The organism is Achromobacter deleyi (assembly GCF_016127315.1).
GTDB classification, from domain to species: domain Bacteria; phylum Pseudomonadota; class Gammaproteobacteria; order Burkholderiales; family Burkholderiaceae_B; genus Achromobacter; species Achromobacter insuavis_A.
The window spans coordinates 5571131-5591877 of sequence record NZ_CP065997.1; the positions used below are offsets into that span (position 1 = coordinate 5571131).

Sequence of the window (20747 nt, forward strand, 5' to 3'; positions counted from 1 at the left end):
CCGTGACATCCCGCTTGAGGCCGTTTTCATTGCGGCCTTTGAAGCGTAGGGCGATCCGCGCTCAGGCTACGTGCTGCAGGAAGTCCTTCAGGCGCTGGCTGGGCGGATTGCTCAGCAACTCCGCGGGCGGACCGTCGTGCGCGATCTTGCCGGCGTCGATGAAGATGAGGCGGCTGCCGACCTTGCGCGCGAATTCCATTTCGTGCGTGACCACCACCATGGTCATGCCCTCCTCGGCCAGGTCGCGCATCACCTTCAGCACTTCGTGGCGCAGTTCCGGGTCGAGCGCCGAGGTCGGCTCGTCGAACAGCATCAGCTTGGGCTTGATCGCCAGCGCGCGGGCAATCGCCACGCGCTGCTGCTGGCCGCCGGACAGCTCCGACGGATAGTGGTTCATGCGCTCGGCCAGCCCGACCTTGCGCAGCAGCTGCTCGGCCAGCTCGCGCGCCTCGTCGCGGCTCTGGCCGCGCGTATGCACCGGGCCGAACATGACATTCTGCAGCGCGGTCATCTGCGGGAACAGATTGAATTGCTGGAACACCATGCCGGCCTCGCGCCGGATCTCGCGCACCTGGGCGGCGCCGCCGTGCACGCTCAGGCCGTCGACCAGCAGGTCGCCGCCGTTGATGGTCTCGAGCACGTTGATGCAACGCAGGAAGGTGGACTTGCCGGAGCCGGACGGCCCCACCACCACGACCACTTCGCCCGCGTCGATATTGAGCGAAATGCCGTCCAGTACCGTGGACTCGCCGAACGTCTTGGTGACGTCGTGAAATTCAACCATGCTCATAGTATGCGCATCCTCTTTTCCACCAGGTGCAGGATCAGCGCCATCGTGCCCGTCAGGATCAGGTAGACGATGGCGATCGCCGACCAGATCTCGACCGCGCGGAAGTTGCTGGCCATGATTTCCTGGCCCTGGCGGGTCAGTTCCGCGACGCCGATCACGATGAACAGCGACGAATCCTTCAGGCTGATGATGCACTGGTTGCCCAGCGGCGGAATCATGCGGCGGAACGCCACCGGCCCGATGATGTGGAACAGGATCTTGTGAAACGGCAGGCCCATCGCCTGCCCGGCTTCCTTCAGGCCCTTGTGGACCGATAGCAGCGAACCGCGCACGATCTCGGAGATATAGGCGCCCGAGTTGATGATGAGCGTGACGATGGCCGCCCACTCGGCGTCCACCCGGATGTTCGCCAGCAGCGGCAAGGCGAAATAAATGAACATCACCTGCACCACGATCGGCGTGCCGCGGATCACCGCGACGTACACCTGGGCGATGCCCGACAGGATCGGATGCCCGTAGGCCCGCGTCACGCCGGAGAGCGCGCCCAGCAGGAATCCGCCGAACAGGCCCCAGAAAGTGATCTTGATGGTCATCTGCGTGCCCACCCACAGGTTGGGCAACGCATCCATCACTACATTCCAGTCAAAATCCACGATTACCCCTCAATGGCGCGCCTGCGCGCCGCATCCTGGCGGGAACGCCCGGCGACGCAAGCGACTCGGGGCCGCCCCGTCCCGGGCCCGGCGTCGCCGGAGCGAAGCGCCGGGGCCCCAGACTGCCGGGCGGCCCCGAAATGCAACATCAATCCGACGCAGAAGCTCAGGGCTTCTTGCCGAACCACTTCTCGTAGATGGCGTCGTACTGGCCGTTGGACTTGAGCGTGGCCAGGGCCTTGTTGACCTGCGGCACCAGTTCGCTGCCCTTGGGGAAGGCGATGCCGTAGAAGTCGCCGCTCTTGACCGAGCCAACCACCTTGACGCGGCCCTTGCCGGCCGTGTTGGCGTAGTACTGGACGTTGGGCGTGTCGTGCACGGCGGCGTCGACCCGGCCGGTGGCCAGTTCCAGGTAGGCGTTGTCGATGTTGGGGAACAGCTTGAGCTTGGCGTCCGGCACCTGGGCCTTCAGGAAGTCCACGGTGGCCGTGCCGGTCTTGACCGCGACGGTCTTGCCGGCCAGCGACTTGGCGTCCTTGATGTCGGTGTTCTTGTCGCCGACCAGGATGGCCAGGCCGCTTTCGTAGTAGGGATCGGAGAAGTCGATCACCTTCTTGCGGTCGTCACGGATGGTGATGCCGGCCAGCGCAACGTCGATGTTCTTGGTCTGCAGGCCGGGGATGATGCCGTTGAAGTCCATCGGCTGCAGCTTGTACTTGACGTTCAGCTCCTTGGCGATGGCGGCCCACAGGTCCACGTCGAAGCCGGTGTAGGTGTTGCCCTGCTTGAACTCGAACGGCACGAATGCCGTGTCGGTGGCCACCACCAATTCCTTGCCTTGGGCGTAGGCGCCGGAGGCGGCGCCAAACATGGCCACGGACAGGCCGACCAAGGCGGCGGCGACTTTACGTTTAATCATGAAACTCTCCTCTTGGGGCCGATAGCACCCGGGGTTGTAGTTGGAACATGATGCGCGGGCCACGCCGGGATCGCCGGTGCAACTTACGAGGCATGTTAACGCATCCGTCCCCACCGCAGAGAGCTTAGAAAAATTACAATCCGCATGACACCCCGGAGAATCCCCATGCCCTACAAGTATGTACGCATCGCCGGCAACCGACGCCAGGTCGGCGTGGCGCTAGGCAAGCTGGCCCGTCCCCTGATGGCGACCTACCTGGACCAGAGCGCCACCTGGAAGGCGCTGCGCCCGTGGCGCGGCCACCCTTACCTGGACGAATTGGGCGAACAGGCGAAAACCGCCCTGCCCGCGCTCTGGGAGGAACTGGAGGGATTGGCCGAAGGGCTGGGCATGCCGCTGGCCGATGCGCTGCTGTGGAATTGCCGCGGCGACCTGCTGCACAGCACCGGCAGCGGCGACGGCTGCACCTCGGTGGCGCTGAAGGGGGCCGATGGCACCCGCTGGATCGGCCACAACGAGGACGGCGACCCCTACCTGTACGGCCGGTGCCACCTGGTGGACGTCGCCCTGGACGACGCGCCGGGCTATCTGAGCTTCTATTACCCCGGTTCGCTGCCGGGTCATACTTTCGGCGCCAACCGCAGCGGCCTGGTGCAGACCATCAACAACCTGCGCACGAAGCAACGCCAGCCGGGCGTGCCGCGCATGCTGCTGGCGCGCGCGGTGCTCGACTGCGCCACGCTGGACGAGGCGGTGGCGCTGCTGCGCGACACCCCGCGGGCGGGGGGCTTTCACCATACGCTGGGATCGGCGGCCGATGCGCGCATTTTCAGTGTCGAAGCGACACCGGGCGCCGCGTCGGCGCAGGAAATCGGCACCCGGTATGGCCATGCCAACCATATGGTGCACCAGGCCAGCCGGGGGCAATCGCAGATCATCACCGACTCGTCGCGCGACCGCCAGCGCCGCATCGAGGGCATCGTCGACACCTGGTCCCCCGCCACCACGGGCGCCGACCTGCTGGCGGCGCTGCACGATACCGAGGGCGATTTGCCGATCCTGCGCACCGATGCCGCGGACCCGGACGGCGAAAACACGCTCGCCACCGCGATCTTCGAGATCGGCGATGGCGAGGTGACGCTGCGGGTCTATGACCGCAAGCCGAAGGCGGACATCGTGCTGGATGTGATGAACGATCCGGAGTGATGGGGCGCAAATATCGGATCGAACCCAATCGAACGATCCGGTGAAGCCACCTACGATGGCGGGACGCATCCGTGTCCCACAGTTTTTCGCGCCATCCATGATTTCCTCCGCCGTCTCGCTCTTCCTGCTGCGCGGGCTACCCCTCTCGCGCTTCGATTACCCCCGCTGGCATTCCGTATTGGCCATGACGCTACTCGGCGTGCTGACCGGCCTGGACCCCAGCCTCTTGAACGAGCCCGGCGTCATCGTCCTGCCGGTGTGGTTCGGCGTGGCCGTATCGGTGCTCTCCGAATGGGCCTGCTTTCTGGTCATCTTTGTCATCCTGCATTGGTGGATGAAGCGTGACGGCCGCTGGGATGGCCAGGGCGACCTGTTCAACCTGGTGGCCGCCTCCTGGCTGGTCTGCGACATGCTCTGCGGCGGCCTGGTCGCGTTGGGGGTACCCGTGTCGTTTACCGTTCCGCTGTGGCCGTATTCACTGTGGGTGGGCGCCGTGGCGTTGTCGGGCGGTATCCCGAAAGCCAGCCGGGGTTACTGCCTCGGGGGCCTCGCCCTCGGACTGATCCCAGCCGGATTGGCCACCATCGCCGTACTCTTCGCGTTCGGGATCTTCCTGGCCATACTGGGCGTGGCGCCGCCCGGGTCGCCCGCGGCGTGAAGCCGCGCAGGGGCGAAGCGCCACGCAAACGGGGCGACCCGTGATGACCATCCCGGATCGCCCCGCCCTTGCCGCCTGGACTCAGCGGACGCCGTAGCCCCCGCCTCCGGGCGTTTCCACCACGAACACGTCGCCCGGGCGCAGCTGGGCGCTGTCCTGCGGACCGAGTTCCTGCACCGAGCCATCGACGCGCTCGACGTAGTTGCGGCCCATCGCGCCCGGCTCGCCGCCGGCCAGGCCGAACGGCGCGTGCAGGCGGTTGTTGGACAGGATGGCGGCGGTCATGTCTTCCAGGAAGCGGATGCGGCGCACGCCGCCGTTGCCGCCCGGATAGCGCCCCGCCCCGCCCGAACCCGGGCGGATCTCGTACGACTCCAGCCGCACCGGGAAGCGGAACTCCAGCACTTCGGGATCCGTCAGGCGCGAGTTGGTCATGTGCGCCTGCACCACTGACGTGCCCGCGAAGCCTTCGTCGTGCGGACCCGCGGCGTCGATGCGCACGGGACCGGCGCCGGTGCCGCCCGAGATGGTCTCGTAGTACTGGTGGCGCGCATTGCCGAACGTGAAGTTGTTCATGGTGCCCTGGCTGGAGGCCAGCACGCCGAGCGCGCCGTACAGCGCGTTGACGATGCACATGGACGTTTCGACGTTGCCCGCCACCACCGAGGCCGGCGGGTTCGGGCGCAGCATCGAGCCTTCCGGCAGGATGATCGACAGCGGCACGAGGCAACCGTCGTTGAGCGGGATGTCGTCGTTGACCAGGGTGCGGAACACGTACAGCACCGCGGCCACGGCGATCGCGCCCGGGGCGTTGAAGTTGTTGTCCAGTTGGTCCGACGTGCCGGTGAAGTCGACCACGGCGCTGCGCGCCTGGTTGTCGACCCGCACCGCGACGCGGATGACCGCGCCGTTGTCCAGCGGGTACTCGTAGCTGCCGTCCTTGAGCACAGAGATCACGCGACGCACCGCCTCTTCGGCGTTGTCCTGCACGTGGCCCATGTAGGCGCGCACCACGTCCAGGCCGAAGTGATCGCACATGCGCAGCAGTTCCTGCACGCCCTTTTCGTTGGCGGCGATCTGCGCGTGCATGTCGGCGATGTTCTGGTCCGGATTGCGCGCCGGCCAGCGGCCGGAGCCGAGGATGTCGCGCGCGGCCTGCTCGCGGAACTCGCCGCCCTTGACCAGCTGGAAGTTGGTGAACAGCACGCCTTCGTCTTCGACCGTCTTCGAATCCGGCGGCATCGAGCCCGGCGTGGTGCCGCCGATGTCGGCATGGTGGCCGCGCGAGCCGACGTAGAACAGGATCTCGCCGCCCTTGCGGTCAAACACCGGCGTGATCACCGTGACGTCCGGCAGGTGGGTGCCGCCGTGGTACGGGTCGTTGACCACGTAGGCGTCGCCCGGCTGCATGCGGCCGGCGTTGGCGTTCATGACGGTGCGCACCGACTCGCCCATGGAGCCCAGGTGCACCGGCATGTGCGGCGCGTTGGCGATCAGGCGGGCCTGGGCGTCGAAGATCGCGCAGGAGAAGTCCAGGCGTTCCTTGATGTTGACCGAGTACGCCGTGTTCTGCAGGCGGTAGCCCATCTGCTCGGCGATCGACATGAACAGGTTGTTGAACACCTCCAGCATCACCGGGTCGGCCTGCGTGCCGACGGCGCGGCGCTGCGGACGGGCCTCGACGCGGCGGATCACGAAGTGGTCCTGCTGCGTCAGCTCGGCCTGCCAGCCGGGTTCGACCACGGTGGTCTGGTTCGGCTCGGAGATGATGGCGGGACCCGCCACCACGTCACCGCCGGCCATGTCTTCACGCACGTACAACGGCGTGTCGCGCCAGGCGCCGCCGCTGTACATGCGCACCGCGCGGCGCGGCGCCAGCGCGCCGTCGCGGCTGCGCGAGGCGGGCGTCTCGGTGACGCGCTCGCCGCCGCCGGTGGCTTCCACCGAGATGGTTTCCACCACCAGTTCGCGGTTGGGCATCAGGAAGGAATAGCGCTGGCGGTAGGCCGCCTCGAAATCCGCGCGCGCCTGCTCCAGCGTGCCGTAGGCCACGTCCAGCGCGGTGTCGGTGCCGCGGTATTTCAGGTGCAGGCGGCGCTGCACGTCGATGTCGCTGTCGGCCACGTGCTGGCGGCGCAGTTCGCCCACGGCCTGCTCGGCCAGCACGTCCAGCTCGCCTTGCAGTTCGGCCATCAACGCGGCGTCGAGCACCTTCTCGACGGTTTTCTGGCGCATGTCGGTCTGGTCCGCCAGGCCCATGCCGTAGGCGGACAGGACGCCGCCCAGCGGATGCGCGAACACGGTGGTCATGCCGAGCGCGTCGGCCACCAGGCAGGCGTGCTGGCCGCCGGCGCCGCCGAACACGGTCAGCGCGTACTCGGTGACGTCGTGGCCGCGTTGCACGGAAATGCGCTTGATCGCTTCGGCCATGTTGCCGACGGCGATTTCGAGGAAGCCCTCGGCCAGCTGTTCCGGCGTCATGTCACGGCCGGTGGCGGCGCGGACCTCGTCGGCCATGGCCTGGAAGCGCTGCACCACGGCGTCGCGGTCCAGCGCTTCGTCGGCGTCGGGGCCGAACACCTTGGGGAAGAAGTCGGGCTGGATCTTGCCGAGCAGCACGTTGCAGTCGGTCACGGCCAGCGGACCGCCACGGCGGTAGCAGGCGGGGCCGGGGTTGGCGCCGGCCGAATCCGGGCCGACGCGCAGGCGCGCGCCGTCGAAATGCAGGATCGAGCCGCCGCCGGCCGCGACCGTGTGGATGCTCATCATCGGCGCGCGCATGCGCACGCCGGCCACCAGGGTTTCGAATTCGCGCTCGAATTCACCGGCGTAGTGCGACACGTCGGTGGAGGTGCCGCCCATGTCGAAGCCGATGACCTTGTCGAAGCCCGCCTGTTCGCTGGTGCGCACCATGCCGACGATGCCGCCGGCCGGGCCGGACAGGATGGCGTCCTTGCCGCGGAAGCGGTGCGCGTCGGTCAGGCCGCCGCTCGATTGCATGAACATCAGGCGGATGCCGGGCAGTTCGCCGGCCACCTGGTCGACGTAGCGCTTGAGGATGGGCGACAGGTAGGCGTCGACCACCGTGGTGTCGCCGCGCGAGACGTACTTGATCAGCGGGCTGACCTCGTGCGAGGCCGACACCTGCGTGAAGCCGATCTCGCGCGCGATGCGGGCGGCGCGCTGCTCGTGGCCCGTGGCGTGCCAGGCGTGCATGAAGACGATGGCCACGGTGCGGATGCCGCTGTCGTAGGCGGCCTGCATGTCGCGGCGCAGCGCGGCTTCGTCCAGGTCGCGGATCACTTCGCCGTCGGCCGCCACGCGCTCGTCGGCCTCGACCACGGCCTCGTAGAGCATTTCCGGCAGCATCACGTTGCGGTCGAACAGGCGCGGACGGTTCTGGTAGGCGATGCGCAGGCCGTCGCGGAAACCGCGGGTGGTCACCAGCAGCGTGCGTTCGCCCTTGCGCTCGAGCAGCGCGTTGGTGGCGACCGTGGTACCCATCTTGACGCACTCGACCTGCTCGGCCGGCACCGGCTGGCCGGGCGCGATGCCCAGCAGCTTGCGGATGCCCGCCACCGCCGCGTCGCGGTACTGCTCGGGGTTCTCCGACAGCATCTTCGCGGTGGTGGTGGTGCCGTCGGGGCGGCGCGCCACGATGTCGGTGAAGGTGCCCCCACGATCAATCCAGAATTGCCACTTCATATTCATCCTCGGGTACAAGAAGCCGCCGCGGCGCTGCCGGCCGCGGCGTGCGGGTTGTGGTACGGGGCGTGGCCCCGCGTATCGGTTACAGGGAGGTCGCGGCGCGCGCGGCCTGGTCGTACAGGCCGGACAGGGCGCGCAGCGTGTGCGCCAGCTGGCGGCTGAATTCCAGGCCGCCCCCGCCCGGCGCGTCGAGGCCGGCGGTCAGGCATTGCTCGCGGATTTCGCCGTAGCGCTTGATGATGGCCGCGCCCTCGGGCGTGACGCTGTAGAACACTTCCTTGCTGGCGCGCTCGCCCTTGACCACGCCCAGGCGGTCGAGCTTTTTCAGCGCGTAATTGACGATGTGCGTGTCTTCGACATTGAGCGTGAAGCAGATGTCGGCCAGCTTCTTGGGGCGCTGGCGATGGAACACGTGGTGGAACACCATGACGTCGGTGGGCGTCAGGTCGGGCAGGCCCGCGGCGGCCATGCAGCGCACGGTCCAGCGGTCAAAGGCGTGGCTGGCGATCATCAGGCCGAATTCGACTTCGGACAGGTCGGGCGCGCTGCCTCCGGCCAGATGGGCCGACGAGGCGATCAACGTGGGGGTCATAAGGGCCGCGCAACAAGTTTATCTGCGCGAAATACTAATAATTTATCTATATTTCATCAATAAAAAATAAATAAGGGACACAAAAAAGCCCTCGTTTCGAGGGAATACCCTAGGCTCAGCCGCCGAGCCGGGCCACGCAAATCCCCGTGGGCGGCAGGCACCGGCGCGCGGCCGCCGCCTGGCCGCCATGGCGTCAGGGCGCGTCCCAGCCCGCCGGCAGGTGCGCGCGGATCAGCGAACCGGCGATGGAGATGCGCGCCGCGATCTCGGGCATCGGGTCGCCCGGACCGAACCAGCGCGCGTCGGCGATCTCGTCTTCCTGCACGCGGATGTCGCCCGACACGTACTCGGCCGTATAGGCCACCATCAGCGAATGCGGGAACGGCCACGACTGGCTGCCGAAGTACTTCAGGTTGCCGACCTTCAGGCCGACCTCTTCCAGCACCTCGCGATGCACCGTCTGCTCGATGCTCTCGCCCGGCTCGACGAAGCCGGCCAGCGCCGTGTAGCGCCCGGTGGCGTTGGCGGTGTGGCGCGCCAGCAGGATGCTGTCGCCCTTGCGGATCAGCACCATCATGGCCGGCGAGATGCGCGGATAGGCCGAGAAGCCGCAGGCCGGGCAGCGCTGGCAGAACTCGCCGCTGACGCGCGTGGTGGCGGCGCCGCAGGCGCCGCAGAAACGGTGGGTACGGGCCCATTCGGCGATCTGGTAGGCGCGCCCCGCGAGGGCCATGCGTTCTTCGTCCAGCACCCCGAACAGGGACCGCAGCTTCTTGAAGGCGTAGCCATGCGGCGCCTCGATGCCCGGCTCGACATGCGCGGCGCGGGCCGGCGATTCGGGCGCGGCCCAGACCGGCTGCAAGGCCTCGGCCCCGAGCCCGGCGCGCACACAGGCGTCCAGGTCCGGCAACACGCTGGTGGCTTCCTCGACCAGCAACTCATCACGACGAAACACGAAATTCACACGACCCTCTGCGACACGACTGCGATGACGAGATCTTAGAAGAAAAACCACGCGGCGATGCGCCGCCGACGCAACATTTCAATCTTCAAGCATCGTGGCGGCGCGGCCTAGGAATTACCCGTAAACGCGCATTTACAGGAACTTTGTGACCAGCAGGCAACATAGAATGGCACGGCTTTTCAGCTGTGCGTCATGTTGCGCCACGCTCTTTTTTCGCAATGCCTTTCGGGCCCCGCCCCGCACTCATCATTCGCAAAGAAGGACCATCATGTTCAAGAAGCTCTCGCTGTTGACCGGCAGCCTTATCGTGGCATTCAGCGCCGGTGCCCAGGCCCAGACCAAGTGGGACCTGCCCAGCGCCTACCCCGCCAGCAACTTCCACGTCGAAAACCTGACCACCTTCATCAAGGACGTCGACACGCTGTCGGAAGGCAAGCTCAAGATCACGCTGCACAACAACGCCTCGCTGTACAAGGCGCCCGAGATCAAGCGCGCGGTGCAAGGCAACCAGGCCCAGATCGGCGAGATCCTGCTGACCAACTTCGCCAACGAAGACCCGATCTACGAACTGGACGGCCTGCCCTTCCTGGCCACCGGCTACGACGCCTCGTTCAAGCTGTACCAGGCGCAGAAGCCGTTCCTGGAAAAGAAGCTGAATTCGCATGGCATGACGCTGCTTTACGCGGTGGCCTGGCCGCCCCAGGGCATTTTCGCCAACAAGGACATCAAGCAGATCAGCGACATGAAGGGCCTGAAGTGGCGCGCCTACAGCCCGGTGACCGCCAAGATCGCCGAACTGGTCGGCGCCCAGCCGGTGACGGTGCAGCAGGCCGAACTGTCGCAGGCCCTGGCCACCGGCGTGATCGACTCGTACATGTCGTCGGCCTCCACCGGCTACGACACCAAGACCTACGAGTACATCAAGAAGTTCTACGACACCCAGGCCTGGCTGCCCAAGAACGCCGTGATCGTCAACAAGAAAGCGTTCGACGCGCTCGACCCGGCCACCCAGGAAGCGCTGAAGAAGGCCGGCGCGCAGGCCGAGGAACGCGGCTGGAAGCTGTCGCAGGAAAAGAACAAGTGGTACCAGGAAGAGCTGGCCAAGAACGGCATGGAGACGATCAAGCCCACGGTCGAGCTCAAGGAAGGCCTGTCGGTGATCGGCAAGCGCATGCTGGATGACTGGCTCAAGAAGGCCGGCGCCGACGGCCAGGCCATGATCGACGCCTACCGGAAGCAGTGATACGACCATGCGCCGCTTTCTGGATGGACTTTACGGCGCGGCCGGCCTGCTGGCCGGCCTGTGCACAATCGGTGTATTGGTGGCGGTGCTGGCCGCGATCGTCGCGCGCCAGCTCGGCCTGAACATTCCCGGCACCGACGCCTATGCCGGGTATTTCATGGCCGCGGCCGGTTTCCTGGCGCTGGCCAGCACCTTCAAGCATGGCGAGCACATCCGCGTGACGCTGGTCTTGAACGCGTTGTCGCCGGCCGGCAGCCGCCGCCTGGATATCTTCGCGCTCGGGATCGGCTGCCTGATGGCCGCCGCCTTCGCCTTCTTCAGCGTCAAGCTCACGTACGACTCCTGGCAGTTCAACGACATCTCCACGTCCAACGACGCCACGCCGCTGTGGATTCCGCAGCTCAGCATGGCCCTGGGCACGGTCCTGTTCCTGGTCGCCCTGCTCGATGAGCTGGTTCGCCGTTCTCGCGGCCTGGCCGCCGCCACCTCGCAGCAAACCCATGAATGAACTTCTCGTCATTACCCTGCTGGTCGTCTCGATCTTCGCGTTCCTGGGATGCGGCGTCTGGGTCGGCCTGACGCTGGCGGGCACCGCCTGGATCGGCATGGAGATCTTCTCCAGCCGGCCGGCCGGCGACGCCATGGCCGTCACGATCTGGGGCGCCTCGTCGAGCTGGACGCTGACCGCCCTGCCCCTGTTCCTGTGGATGGGCGAGATCCTGTTCCGCACGCGTTTGTCGGAGGACCTGTTCAAGGGCCTGGCGCCGTGGCTCAACCGGCTGCCCGGCCGGCTGCTGCACACCAACGTGATCGGCTGCGCCATCTTCGCGGCGGTGTCGGGCTCGTCGGCGGCCACCTGCGCCACCGTCGGCAAGATGACCATTCCCGAACTGACGCGCCGCGGCTACCCCGAGGCCAAGATCCTGGGCACGCTGTCGGGCGCCGGCACGCTGGGGCTGCTGATCCCGCCGTCGATCATCATGATCGTCTATGGCGTGGCGGCGGACGTGTCGATCGCCAAGCTGTTCATCGCGGGCATCGTGCCGGGCATCCTGCTGGCGCTGTTGTTCATGGGCTACATCGCCTGGTGGGCGATCCGCAACCCGGGTGAGGTGCCCGCCGCCGACCCCGGCCTGACGTTCCGGGAAAAGCTGTCGCGTTCGCGCCACCTGATCCCGGTGATGCTGCTGATCGGCGCGGTACTGGGCTCGATCTACACCGGCATCGCCACGGCGACCGAGGCCGCCGCGGTGGGGGTGGTCGGCGCGCTGATCCTGTCGGCGCTGCAAGGGTCGCTGAGCCGCAGTGCTTTCATGCAGTCGCTGCTGGGCGCCACCCGGCTGTACTGCATGATCGCGCTGATCCTGGCGGGTGCGCAGTTCCTGACGCTGGCGATGGGCTACATCGGCCTGCCGCGGGCGCTGGCCGAGTGGATCGGCGGACTGGGCCTGTCGCAGTTCTGGCTGATCATGGCGCTGATGGTGTTCTTCATCATCCTGGGCTGCTTCCTGGATGGCATCTCGATCGTGGTGCTGACCATGGGCGTGCTGCTGCCGACGGTGCAGGCCGCCGGCATCGACCTGATCTGGTTCGGCATCTTCATCGTTTTCGTTGTGGAAATGGCACAGATCACGCCGCCGGTGGGCTTCAATCTGTTCGTGCTGTCCGGCATGAGCGGACGCGAACTGCCCTACATCGCGCGCGCGTCGCTGCCGATGTTCTTCCTGATGATCCTGGCCGTGCTGCTGCTGTACCTGGTGCCCGGCATCGCCACATGGCTGCCGCTGCACATGACACTGTGATGGCATGAGCGCGTCCCGAAAACCCCGTTCTCGCAACGGGGTTTTTTTTGGAACAATCTTTTGATTGTTCCAACAATCGCCTTTTTTGCCATTCTGTAAACCCAGGGAAAACGCGAAAAAGATAAACGCACTACACAAGCCGTAACTTTTTTAGAATCCCCTGGCGTTCCAGTGCGCACCAAGATGGCGCACGAACGCAACCAGGGCCAACGCTCCGGACCCGCGCCAACCCCTGGCGTCGGTGCAGCGGCCCCGCTCCGGGCGAACCGCCAGGCGCATCCCGTCGAGTCACAAGCCCGGCGTACGCAAAGAACAGAAACATTAGGAGAAGCCTTCGTGAAACGCATCACCCTCTCGCTCGCTGTCGCAGGTCTCGGCCTGGCCGGCGCCGCTTCGGCGGAAACCAGTGTGACCCTGTACGGCATCGCCGACGTCAGCATGCGCTACGTCAACACCAGCTCCGGCTCGACCGGCGTGGACGGCAGCCGCATCTCGATGGAAAACGGCGCCATCTCCAACAGCCGCTGGGGCCTGCGCGGCTCGGAAGACCTGGGCGACGGCAACCGCGCCTTCTTCCGCCTGGAGCAAGGCTTCAACGTGCAGAACGGGAATTCCTCCGACAGCAAGAAGACCTTCAACCGCCTGGCCTACGTCGGCCTTGACGGTGGCAAGATCGGCGCGCTGACCCTGGGCCTGCAGAACACGGTGATCCAGGACCTGATGGCGGACTACTTCGATCCGTTGACCGTCGGTAACTACAACGAGAACTCGTGGCTGCCCGCCGCCATGGGCCGCGTGCGCAACAACAACACCGTGCGCTACTCGAACACGATCGGCGACCTGGCCGTGATCGCGTCGTGGGCCAACGGTGACCGTTGGGACGACAAGAAGGCTGGCCAGCAAATGGGCATCAGCCTGCGCTACACCGTCGGCCAGCTCGGCCTGGGCGGCGCGTTCATGAAGACGTACCAGGGCGACAACTCCGACCTGCGCCAGCAGGTGTGGAACCTGAGCGCCTCGTACCAGTTCGATAGCGCCAAGGTGTTCGCCGGCTACTTCAACGGCCGCGACCAGACCGGCTGGGTCAACATGATCATGGGCGGCACCACCACCGCCCAACTCGACCGCAAGGACAACGGCTACTTCGCCGGCGTGACCTGGCAGGCCACCCCGCGCTGGGCCCTCACCGGCGCCGCCTACTACGACCAGAGCAAGAACGTGGTCGTGGACGGCGACAAGGGCAAGCGCTACGCCCTGGTGGCCGTGGCCGAGTACTCGCTGTCCAAGCGTACCCAGGTGTACGGCACCGTGGACTACAACAAGGTCCGCGACGCCGCGACCGGCGAAATCGCCGGCCGCACCAGCCAGATCGGCGCCGGCGTCGGCATGCGCCACATCTTCTAAGTCCTTCGCGACTTACGGCCCGCCCCCGGCCGCATATCAAAAAGCCCGTCGCTCGCGCGACGGGCTTTTTCTTTGCGGCCGGCGGACACCGGCCTGCGGGCTACATCCCGAGATACGCCTTGCGCACCTCGTCCGACGCCGCCAGTTCGGCCGCATCACCCGACAGCGCGATGCGGGCGCTCTGCATCACATAGGCGCGCGATGCCACTTCCAGCGCCTGCGTCATGTTCTGCTCGACCAGCAGCACCGACAGGCCGTCGTCGCGGTTCAGCGCGGCCAGGGCGTCGAACACCTGCTCGACCAGCAGCGGCGACAGGCCCAGGCTGGGCTCGTCGATCAACAGCAGCCGCGGCCCGCTCATCAGGGCGCGGCCGATCGCCAGCATCTGCCGTTCGCCGCCGGACATGGTGCCGGCGAGCTGCTCCCGGCGCTCTTTCAGGCGCGGAAACAGCGCATAGACCTTGTCCAGCCGCTCCTGGTAGACGCGTTCGTCGCGCACGGTGTACGCCCCCAGCCGCAGGTTCTGCTCGACCGGCTGGCGCGCGAACACGCGCGCGCCCTCCGGAATCATGGCGATGCCCTGCTTGACCAGCTGGTCCGGCGGCGTTCCCGTGATGTCGCGCCCTTCGAAGACGACCCGGCCTTCCCTGGGCTTGACCGAACCGATGATGGCCAGCAGCGTGCTGGATTTGCCGGCGCCGTTGGCGCCCAGCAGCGCGGCGATTTCCCCCTGGCGCACTTCCAGCGATACGTCGCGCACGGCCTGCACGCCGCCGTAGGCCACGCTCAGGTTGTCGACCTTCAACATCACATCAGGCACGGTGCTTCCTCCCCAGATAAGCCTCGATCACGGCGGGATGGCGCACGATGTCCTGGGGCGCCCCTTCCGCGATCATCTGGCCAAAGTTCAACACCAGCACCCGTTGCGCCAGCCGCATCACCACCTCCAGCACATGCTCGACGATGATCAGCGTGACCCCGGCGGCGTGGATGCCGCGCAGGATCTCGGCAAGCGCGATGGCCTCGGCCGGATTGAGGCCGCCGGCCACTTCGTCCAGCAGCAGCATACGCGGCTCGGTCGCCAGCGCGCGCGCCAGCTCGACCCGCTTCTGCCCCGCCACGTTCAATTCGGCCGCCAGCGTGTCGGCGCGATCGGCCAGCCCCACCAGCTCCAGCACCCGCGCCGAGGCGCGGCGCGCGTCCGGCAGGCGCGGATGGCGCAGCAGCGCGCCGACCATGGCGTTCTCCAGCACCGTCATCTGGCCGAAGCTGCGCGGGATCTGGTAGGTGCGCACCAGGCCCATGGCCGCGACCTGCTCCGGCCGCCGGCCGATCATGGATTCGCCGGCGAACGCCACCGTGCCCGAGGTCGGCTCGTGATGGCCCACCAGGCCGTTGAACAGCGTGCTCTTGCCCGCGCCGTTGGGGCCGATGATGGCGACGATCTCGCCCGCCTCGACCGACAGCGAAATGTCCTTGTTGGCGACCAGGCCGCCGAAGCGCTTGGTCAGGTTCTTAACGTCGAGCAGAGCCACGGCGCCTCCTCAATGTCACCAGACCGCCTGGCAGGAACAAGGTGACGAGCAGGATCGCCAACCCGAAAATCAGCAGGTCCAGGCCCAGGCCCGAACTGCCCCACAGCACCCGCGTGCCTTCCGACAGCGGCAACAGCACCGCCGCGCCCAGCCACGGGCCGACCAGCGTGCCGACGCCACCCAGGATGGCCACCAGCACCACCTGCACCGACATCGTCAGGCTGAACATGGACTCCGGATCGATGAAGCCCACGTACATGGCGAAGAAACCGCCCCACACCCCGGTCATGCCGGCCGACATCACGAACGCCAGCATCTTGTAGCGGTCCGCCGGCACGCCCAGGCTGCGCGAGGCGGCTTCGTCGCCGTTGATGGCGCGCCAGTAGAAGCCGGTCTTGGAATGCACCAGGAAATACGTGGCGCAGAAGGTCAGGAACGCCAGCCCCACCGCGATCCAGTAGTACGGCACCTTGCTGCGGAACAGCAGCATCCAGGCGGCGTCGCCGATCGGCGCCTCCAGCCCGACGGCGCCGCCGGCCCAGTCCCAGTTGATCATCAGCAGCAAGCCGATCTGCAGCAGCGCGATGGTGGCCATGGCGAAATAATGACCGGACAGGCGCAGCGTCGGCCCGCCCACCAGCCAGGCCAGCGCCGCGCTGATCAGGCCCCCCAGCGGAATGCCGAGCAGCGGCGTCAGCTTCAGGTGATGCAGCAGCAGCAAGGTGGTGTAGCCGCCCACGCCCACGAACACGGCGTGGCCGAACGAGATGCGGCCGAGAAAGCCGCCCACCAAGTTCCAGCACGCGCCCAGCGCGCCGAACATGATGGCCAGCAGCAGCACCTGCAGGGTGAACGAATCGGTCACCACCAGCGGCACCAGCGCCAGCAGCACCGCCGCCGCCAGGGCCACGGCCACCGGCCATTTCGGCACGCCCGAGGCCGCGCCGTCCTTTTTCTGTGTCGTCGTCATGTCACCACCGCCCGAACAGGCCGCGCGGCCGATACCAGAGAACCAGGATGAAGAGGATGAAGACGCTGACCGTCTTCAGCGCGGGCGCCACGAAGTAGCCCGTCATGGCCTCGATGATCCCGATCAGGATGCCGGCGATGAAGGCGCCCGGCAGCGAGCCGAAGCCGCCCATGCAGACCGCCACGAAGGCCAGCAGGCCGAACACCGTGCCCACCGAGGGGAACACGTAGAAGAACGTGGTCAGCAGCGCGCCGGCCAGGCCGACCGCGGCGCTGCCCAGCATCCAGACCTGGGCGTTGACGCGGTCCGGCGAAATGCCGACCAGCGCCGCCACCTGGCGGTCTTCGGCCACCGCCTGCAGCGCATGGCCCCAGCGCGTGCGGTACACCAGCACGAACAGCGCGGCCACCACCACCAGCGCGATCAGGCCGGTCACCACCTGCGGACGGCCCAGCGAAATGCCGGCCACCGTGACGCTGCCGGACACCAGGGTGTCGGGCAGGCTGCGGTAGTCCGGGCTGAAGGCGATGAACGCCAGTTGCCGCAGCACCAGGCCCAGGCCGAAGGTGGCCAGGATCACCGCCATGGCGGGACCTTTCTGCAGGCGCTTGATGATCAGCGCATAAGTGAGGAAACCGACGAAGGCGAGCACGATGGCGACCAGGGGGGCCGACAGCGTGGGGTCGATATGACCCAGGGTGTAGAGCCAATAGGCGGCATACATGCCGAGCATCAGGAATTCGCCATGGGCGAAGTTGATGACGTCGGTGATGCCCCAGATCAGCGCCAGCCCCACAGCCACCGCGGCATAGATCAGGCCGTTGAACAGGCCTGCCGAGAGAGCTTCAAACATGGAGTGCTCCTGTGGCGGGCCCCCGCGGCCCGCCACGGCTGATGATTACTTCCAGGAGAACGGCAGCGTGGGCAGCGTTTTGTCGGTGCGGTACTTTTCCGGCCAGACCGTCTGGTAGGACGAGCCCTTCAGTTCCAGGATCAGGCCGGAACCCTTGGTGTTCTGGCCCTTGTCATCGAACTTCACGCCGGCCCAGGGCATGGCCACTTGCGACTCGCCCAGGTCGGTGGCCGCCAGCGCCTTGCGGATCGCTTCCGGATCGGTGGAACCGGCGCGATTGATGGCGTCCGCCAGCACCAGCACGCCCTGCATCGAACGGGCGTTGTTGCCGTTCAGGTCCTTGCCGGTCTTGGCCTTGTACATGTCGTTGATCTTCTTCAGGCCGGCCTTGGCGGCGGCCACGTCGTTGCCCCACACGTCGCGCGTCAGCACGCCCTGCACCTGCGGGCCCACTTCCTGCACGAAGCGCGAGTCGATGAAGCCGGCGTCGTTGGCCAGCAGCACCGGCGGCGCGTACTTGCTTTCGCGCATGGTGCGCACGAACAGCATGGCGTCCGAGGTGTAGCTGGCGAAGATCGCCACGTCGGGCTTGGCCGCAGCCAGCTTCTGCACTTCGGCCGTCACCGAGGCCGAGCCGGCGCTATAGGCGATGTTGGCCACCACCTCGCGCTTGTACTGCTTGGCGAACTTCTCGACCGCCTTGTAGGTGTTGACGCCGAAGTCGGTGTTCTCGTAGACCACCGCGATCTTGGCGGTCGGCGTGCCCTTCACGCCGTCCAGGAACTGCATCATGTTCTCGACGAAGGTGTCGTCGTTGGGCGAGGTGCGGAAGAACCACTTGTAGCCGCGCTCGGTCAGGTCCGGGCTGCTGGATTCGCCGTTCAGGTAGGGAATGCCGCGCTGCTCGGCGATGCGGCTGGCGGTCTTGGTGACGGCCGACTGGTAGGCGCCGGTCAGGGCCACCACCTTTTCCTGGTCGATCAGGCGCTGCGCGTCGGCCAGGCCCACTTCGGGCTTGCCCTGCGAATCGCCGAACACGACCTCGATCTTGGCGCCGCCCAGCGCCGGCAACCCGGCGCCCGCGGCCAGCGGGATCCCTTCGAGCTCGGGATGCGGGTTATTGACGATATCCACGGCCAGTTCCACCGCGGCCTTGATCTCGGCGCCGGTGGACGCCAGCGCGCCGGACAGGGGATAGATCGCGCCGATCTTCACGGTCTTGACCTGCGCCTGCGTCGGCGCGGCGGCCAACAGCGCCAGACTCGCGGCGACACCCGCAATGAGCTTCATCTTCATTACCTGACTCCTGGAGAAATTCCACTGTGAAAGCAATGCAAAACGCGGGGCGCACGGCCCCGGGCCCGGGAAATCCGGGCCTGCGGCGACCCGCCGCCCGTCGCTAGTCCGGCGGGCGGTGGATCTTGAACTTTTGTCGCCTTTTCCCCTTGTCCTGTCATGGATCTTTCTGGAGGCAAAACCAAAGCTGCTGACGCGTCCGGCTGCGGACGCTTTGTAACGGTGCTGCGACTACGTAAAGACTGTGATTTCTAGCGGTTTTCCGCTGACGGTTGACTGAGAATCGAAGCGTGGCCTACAGGATGGCCATGCGGCTGTTGACCAGGTCGGTGACCAGCATGTGCCCGGGCGCGTGGGTGATGCAGAAATCGGGGCGCACCGTCGCCACCACCGACTGCGGCGTCACCCCGCAGGCCCAGAACACCGGCATCTCGCCGGCGCGGATCTCCACGGCGTCACCATAATCCGGCCGGTCGATATCGGCAATCCCGATCAACGCCGGGTCGCCGATATGCACCGGCGCGCCGTGCACCGAGGGAAAACGCGACGTCACCTGGATGGCGCGGATGGCGTCGGCGGCCTTCAAGGGCCGCATCGACACCACCAGCGGGCCGCCGAAGACGCCGGCGGCGTGGGTCGGGATATTGGTGCGGTACATCGGCACGTTGCAGCCCTGCTCGATGTGGCGCACCGGCAGGCCGTTGTCCAGCATGGCTTCCTCGAACGAGAACGAGCAGCCGATCAGGAACGACACCAGGTCATCGCGCCACACGTCGCGCACGTCGGTCGGCTCGGCCACCAGCTCGCCGTTCTGCCAGACGCGGTAGCGCGGGATGTCGGTGCGGATGTCGATGTCCTGGCCCAGGTCCGGCAAGGACGGATCGCCCGGTTCGGACATGGCCAGCAGCGGGCACGGCTTGGGGTTGCGCTGGCAGAAATGCAGGAAATCCGCCGCCAGCGCGCGCGGCAGGATCGCCAGGTTGGCCTGCACGTGGCCGGGAGCCAGGTTGGCCGTGGGGCCGGTCAGTTTGCCGCTGCGGGCGTCGAGCCTTGCGCGGCGCGCCAGTTCCACGCTGTTGCGGGCCGCCGAATCCAATGCCATGTCCATTCCCCTGAAGCCAGTGTTGGTATGGAGACATTGCACAGGAACTCGGGGCCCGCGTCTAATCACATGTTGCGATAGACCCCGATCAGAATTCCTTATCAGGGTTTTGCCGGATGGCGCAGCGCTTCTTCACGCGCGATGTGCTGGGCGGCCTCGGCCACGGTGCGCGGCACCTGGCTGTCGGGCCCCTGCATCCAGCAGGCGGTGTAGTGCAGCGGCGGCAGCGCCGGCGCCTTGACGTCCAGCACCCGCAGCTCGCCCTGGGTCAGCTCCTTGCGCAGGATCACCGGCGCGATCACGGCGGTGCCGATGCCATCGAGCGCCATGCGCACGATCACGCTCAGCGCCGAGCTGCCGTACATGCGCGGCGCGTCCACGCCCGCCTGCTGCAACAGCTGCCGCACCGCGCGGTGCGGATCGGTGGTGGACGAATAGGTGATGACCGGCCATTCCCCCAGCCGCTTCAGGCTGATGGGCTGGCGCCCCACCTTCAGCTTGGGGCTGGCGACCCAGCTGAGCGGGTAATTGCACAGGTACAGGTTTTCGATGCGCGGCTCTTCCATCGGTCCCAGCAGGAACGCCAGGTCGATCTGGCGCGAGGCCAGCTGGGTCTTGAGCACCGTGGTGGTGTCCACCTGGATCTCGACCATCAGCGCCGGATAGGTGTCGTGCAGGTACTCCATCAGGGTCGGCAGCCAGGTGTGCACGATGGTCTCGGACACGCCCAACCGCAGGGTGCCGCTCATCACGCTCTTGGCGCGCGCCGCTTCCTGCATGTCGCGGCGCAACTGCAGCATGCGCTCGGCATGCGACAGCAGCTCCTGGCCCTTGCCGGTCAGCTTGATGCCGCGCACGTCGCGGTCGAACAGGCGGATGCCCAGGTCCGATTCCAGCGACGCGATGCGCTGGGAAATCGCCGGCTGGGTGGCGTTGAGCTTCTCGGCCGCGGCGCGGAAACCGCCCAGCGTGGCCACCCAGAAAAACGTCTCGATATTGCGCAGATCTATCATGGCGCCCGTATCCTGCCCCGTTGCGCGGCATGTCCAGCC

At 66.7% G+C, this 20747-nt stretch carries 19 protein-coding genes; 6 read left to right on the top strand and 13 right to left on the bottom strand.

Annotated features, from left to right (window positions below):
• Positions 1-61: 61 nt before the first annotated feature.
• The 3 genes from glnQ to glnH all read right to left on the bottom strand — a co-directional run bounded on the left by glnQ (position 62) and on the right by glnH (position 2362).
• Complete coding sequence (gene glnQ, locus I6I07_RS24990) at positions 62-790, bottom strand: glutamine ABC transporter ATP-binding protein GlnQ (RefSeq protein WP_198484156.1); 729 nt, start codon at positions 788-790, stop codon at positions 62-64.
• Complete coding sequence (gene glnP, locus I6I07_RS24995; protein WP_035360348.1) at positions 787-1443, bottom strand: glutamine ABC transporter permease GlnP; 657 nt, start codon at positions 1441-1443, stop codon at positions 787-789. The genes glnQ and glnP overlap by 4 nt, the downstream gene beginning before the upstream one ends.
• A gap of 166 nt (positions 1444-1609) precedes the next feature.
• Complete coding sequence (glnH, locus tag I6I07_RS25000) at positions 1610-2362, bottom strand: glutamine ABC transporter substrate-binding protein GlnH (RefSeq protein ID WP_054431400.1); 753 nt, start codon at positions 2360-2362, stop codon at positions 1610-1612.
• Positions 2363-2527: 165 nt separating this feature from the next.
• Here glnH and I6I07_RS25005 point away from each other — a divergent pair, with 165 nt between their 5' ends.
• A complete protein-coding gene (locus I6I07_RS25005) occupies positions 2528-3568 on the top strand; it encodes a C45 family autoproteolytic acyltransferase/hydolase (protein WP_198484157.1) in 1041 nt (346 codons plus the stop codon).
• 97 nt (positions 3569-3665) lie between these two features.
• A complete protein-coding gene (locus I6I07_RS25010) occupies positions 3666-4226 on the top strand; it encodes a hypothetical protein (protein ID WP_232625734.1) in 561 nt (186 codons plus the stop codon).
• A gap of 81 nt (positions 4227-4307) precedes the next feature.
• Here the strand turns inward: I6I07_RS25010 and I6I07_RS25015 are convergent, their stop codons facing one another.
• The 3 genes from I6I07_RS25015 to nudC form a co-directional block, all read right to left on the bottom strand.
• Entirely contained in the window at positions 4308-7931 is a 3624-nt protein-coding gene (locus tag I6I07_RS25015; RefSeq protein WP_198484159.1) for a hydantoinase B/oxoprolinase family protein, read from the bottom strand.
• An 85-nt stretch (positions 7932-8016) separates the two neighbouring features.
• Positions 8017-8526, bottom strand: a complete 510-nt coding sequence (locus tag I6I07_RS25020) for a winged helix DNA-binding protein (RefSeq protein ID WP_006394750.1) — start codon at positions 8524-8526, stop codon at positions 8017-8019.
• A 193-nt stretch (positions 8527-8719) separates the two neighbouring features.
• Positions 8720-9490 (bottom strand): NAD(+) diphosphatase, encoded by a 771-nt coding sequence (nudC, locus tag I6I07_RS25025; RefSeq protein ID WP_232625735.1) that lies wholly within the window; start codon positions 9488-9490, stop codon positions 8720-8722.
• Between the two features lie 268 nt (positions 9491-9758).
• Here nudC and I6I07_RS25030 point away from each other — a divergent pair, with 268 nt between their 5' ends.
• The 4 genes from I6I07_RS25030 to I6I07_RS25045 all read left to right on the top strand — a co-directional run bounded on the left by I6I07_RS25030 (position 9759) and on the right by I6I07_RS25045 (position 13939).
• The gene (locus I6I07_RS25030) at positions 9759-10733 is read left to right on the top strand and encodes a TRAP transporter substrate-binding protein (protein WP_054487454.1); all 975 of its coding nucleotides are present in this window, start codon (positions 9759-9761) and stop codon (positions 10731-10733) included.
• Positions 10734-10740: 7 nt separating this feature from the next.
• Positions 10741-11241, top strand: a complete 501-nt coding sequence (locus I6I07_RS25035; RefSeq protein ID WP_198484161.1) for a TRAP transporter small permease — start codon at positions 10741-10743, stop codon at positions 11239-11241.
• Positions 11234-12535, top strand: a complete 1302-nt coding sequence (locus I6I07_RS25040) for a TRAP transporter large permease (protein ID WP_198484162.1) — start codon at positions 11234-11236, stop codon at positions 12533-12535. Before I6I07_RS25035 ends, I6I07_RS25040 begins: the two co-directional genes overlap by 8 nt.
• Positions 12536-12871: 336 nt before the next feature.
• Positions 12872-13939 (top strand): porin, encoded by a 1068-nt coding sequence (locus I6I07_RS25045; protein WP_198484163.1) that lies wholly within the window; start codon positions 12872-12874, stop codon positions 13937-13939.
• 100 nt (positions 13940-14039) lie between these two features.
• On the opposite strand, the gene I6I07_RS25050 is transcribed toward I6I07_RS25045, so the two are convergent.
• From I6I07_RS25050 to I6I07_RS25080, 7 genes are all read right to left on the bottom strand, one after another.
• Positions 14040-14747: an ABC transporter ATP-binding protein gene (locus I6I07_RS25050; protein WP_054431392.1), complete on the bottom strand. Its 708-nt coding sequence runs from the start codon at positions 14745-14747 to the stop codon at positions 14040-14042.
• A 4-nt stretch (positions 14748-14751) separates the two neighbouring features.
• Positions 14752-15474, bottom strand: a complete 723-nt coding sequence (locus I6I07_RS25055) for an ABC transporter ATP-binding protein (protein WP_054502654.1) — start codon at positions 15472-15474, stop codon at positions 14752-14754.
• Positions 15455-16444, bottom strand: a complete 990-nt coding sequence (locus I6I07_RS25060; protein ID WP_054477404.1) for a branched-chain amino acid ABC transporter permease — start codon at positions 16442-16444, stop codon at positions 15455-15457. The genes I6I07_RS25055 and I6I07_RS25060 overlap by 20 nt, the downstream gene beginning before the upstream one ends.
• Position 16445: 1 nt before the next feature.
• Entirely contained in the window at positions 16446-17297 is an 852-nt protein-coding gene (locus I6I07_RS25065; protein ID WP_054487460.1) for a branched-chain amino acid ABC transporter permease, read from the bottom strand.
• A gap of 45 nt (positions 17298-17342) precedes the next feature.
• On the bottom strand, positions 17343-18593 hold the full coding sequence (locus tag I6I07_RS25070; RefSeq protein ID WP_006394740.1) for an ABC transporter substrate-binding protein: 1251 nt from the start codon (positions 18591-18593) through the stop codon (positions 17343-17345).
• 295 nt (positions 18594-18888) lie between these two features.
• Positions 18889-19695, bottom strand: coding sequence for a putative hydro-lyase (locus I6I07_RS25075; protein ID WP_198484164.1), 807 nt, complete (start codon positions 19693-19695; stop codon positions 18889-18891).
• Between the two features lie 101 nt (positions 19696-19796).
• A complete protein-coding gene (locus tag I6I07_RS25080; protein WP_006394738.1) occupies positions 19797-20708 on the bottom strand; it encodes a LysR family transcriptional regulator in 912 nt (303 codons plus the stop codon).
• Positions 20709-20747: the final 39 nt, after the last annotated feature.

Bases quoted from the DNA above. Each gene is read 5' to 3' on its own strand.
- glnQ (WP_198484156.1), bottom strand. From the start codon at position 790: ATGAGCATGGTTGAATTTCACGACGTCACCAAGACGTTCGGCGAGTCC.
- glnH (WP_054431400.1), bottom strand. From the start codon at position 2,362: ATGATTAAACGTAAAGTCGCCGCCGCCTTGGTCGGCCTGTCCGTGGCC.
- I6I07_RS25005 (WP_198484157.1), top strand. From the start codon at position 2,528: ATGCCCTACAAGTATGTACGCATCGCCGGCAACCGACGCCAGGTCGGC.
- I6I07_RS25010 (WP_232625734.1), top strand. From the start codon at position 3,666: ATGATTTCCTCCGCCGTCTCGCTCTTCCTGCTGCGCGGGCTACCCCTC.
- I6I07_RS25015 (WP_198484159.1), bottom strand. From the start codon at position 7,931: ATGAAGTGGCAATTCTGGATTGATCGTGGGGGCACCTTCACCGACATC.
- I6I07_RS25020 (WP_006394750.1), bottom strand. From the start codon at position 8,526: ATGACCCCCACGTTGATCGCCTCGTCGGCCCATCTGGCCGGAGGCAGC.
- I6I07_RS25030 (WP_054487454.1), top strand. From the start codon at position 9,759: ATGTTCAAGAAGCTCTCGCTGTTGACCGGCAGCCTTATCGTGGCATTC.
- I6I07_RS25035 (WP_198484161.1), top strand. From the start codon at position 10,741: ATGCGCCGCTTTCTGGATGGACTTTACGGCGCGGCCGGCCTGCTGGCC.
- I6I07_RS25040 (WP_198484162.1), top strand. From the start codon at position 11,234: ATGAATGAACTTCTCGTCATTACCCTGCTGGTCGTCTCGATCTTCGCG.
- I6I07_RS25050 (WP_054431392.1), bottom strand. From the start codon at position 14,747: ATGTTGAAGGTCGACAACCTGAGCGTGGCCTACGGCGGCGTGCAGGCC.
- I6I07_RS25060 (WP_054477404.1), bottom strand. From the start codon at position 16,444: ATGACGACGACACAGAAAAAGGACGGCGCGGCCTCGGGCGTGCCGAAA.
- I6I07_RS25065 (WP_054487460.1), bottom strand. From the start codon at position 17,297: ATGTTTGAAGCTCTCTCGGCAGGCCTGTTCAACGGCCTGATCTATGCC.
- I6I07_RS25070 (WP_006394740.1), bottom strand. From the start codon at position 18,593: ATGAAGATGAAGCTCATTGCGGGTGTCGCCGCGAGTCTGGCGCTGTTG.
- I6I07_RS25075 (WP_198484164.1), bottom strand. From the start codon at position 19,695: ATGGCATTGGATTCGGCGGCCCGCAACAGCGTGGAACTGGCGCGCCGC.
- I6I07_RS25080 (WP_006394738.1), bottom strand. From the start codon at position 20,708: ATGATAGATCTGCGCAATATCGAGACGTTTTTCTGGGTGGCCACGCTG.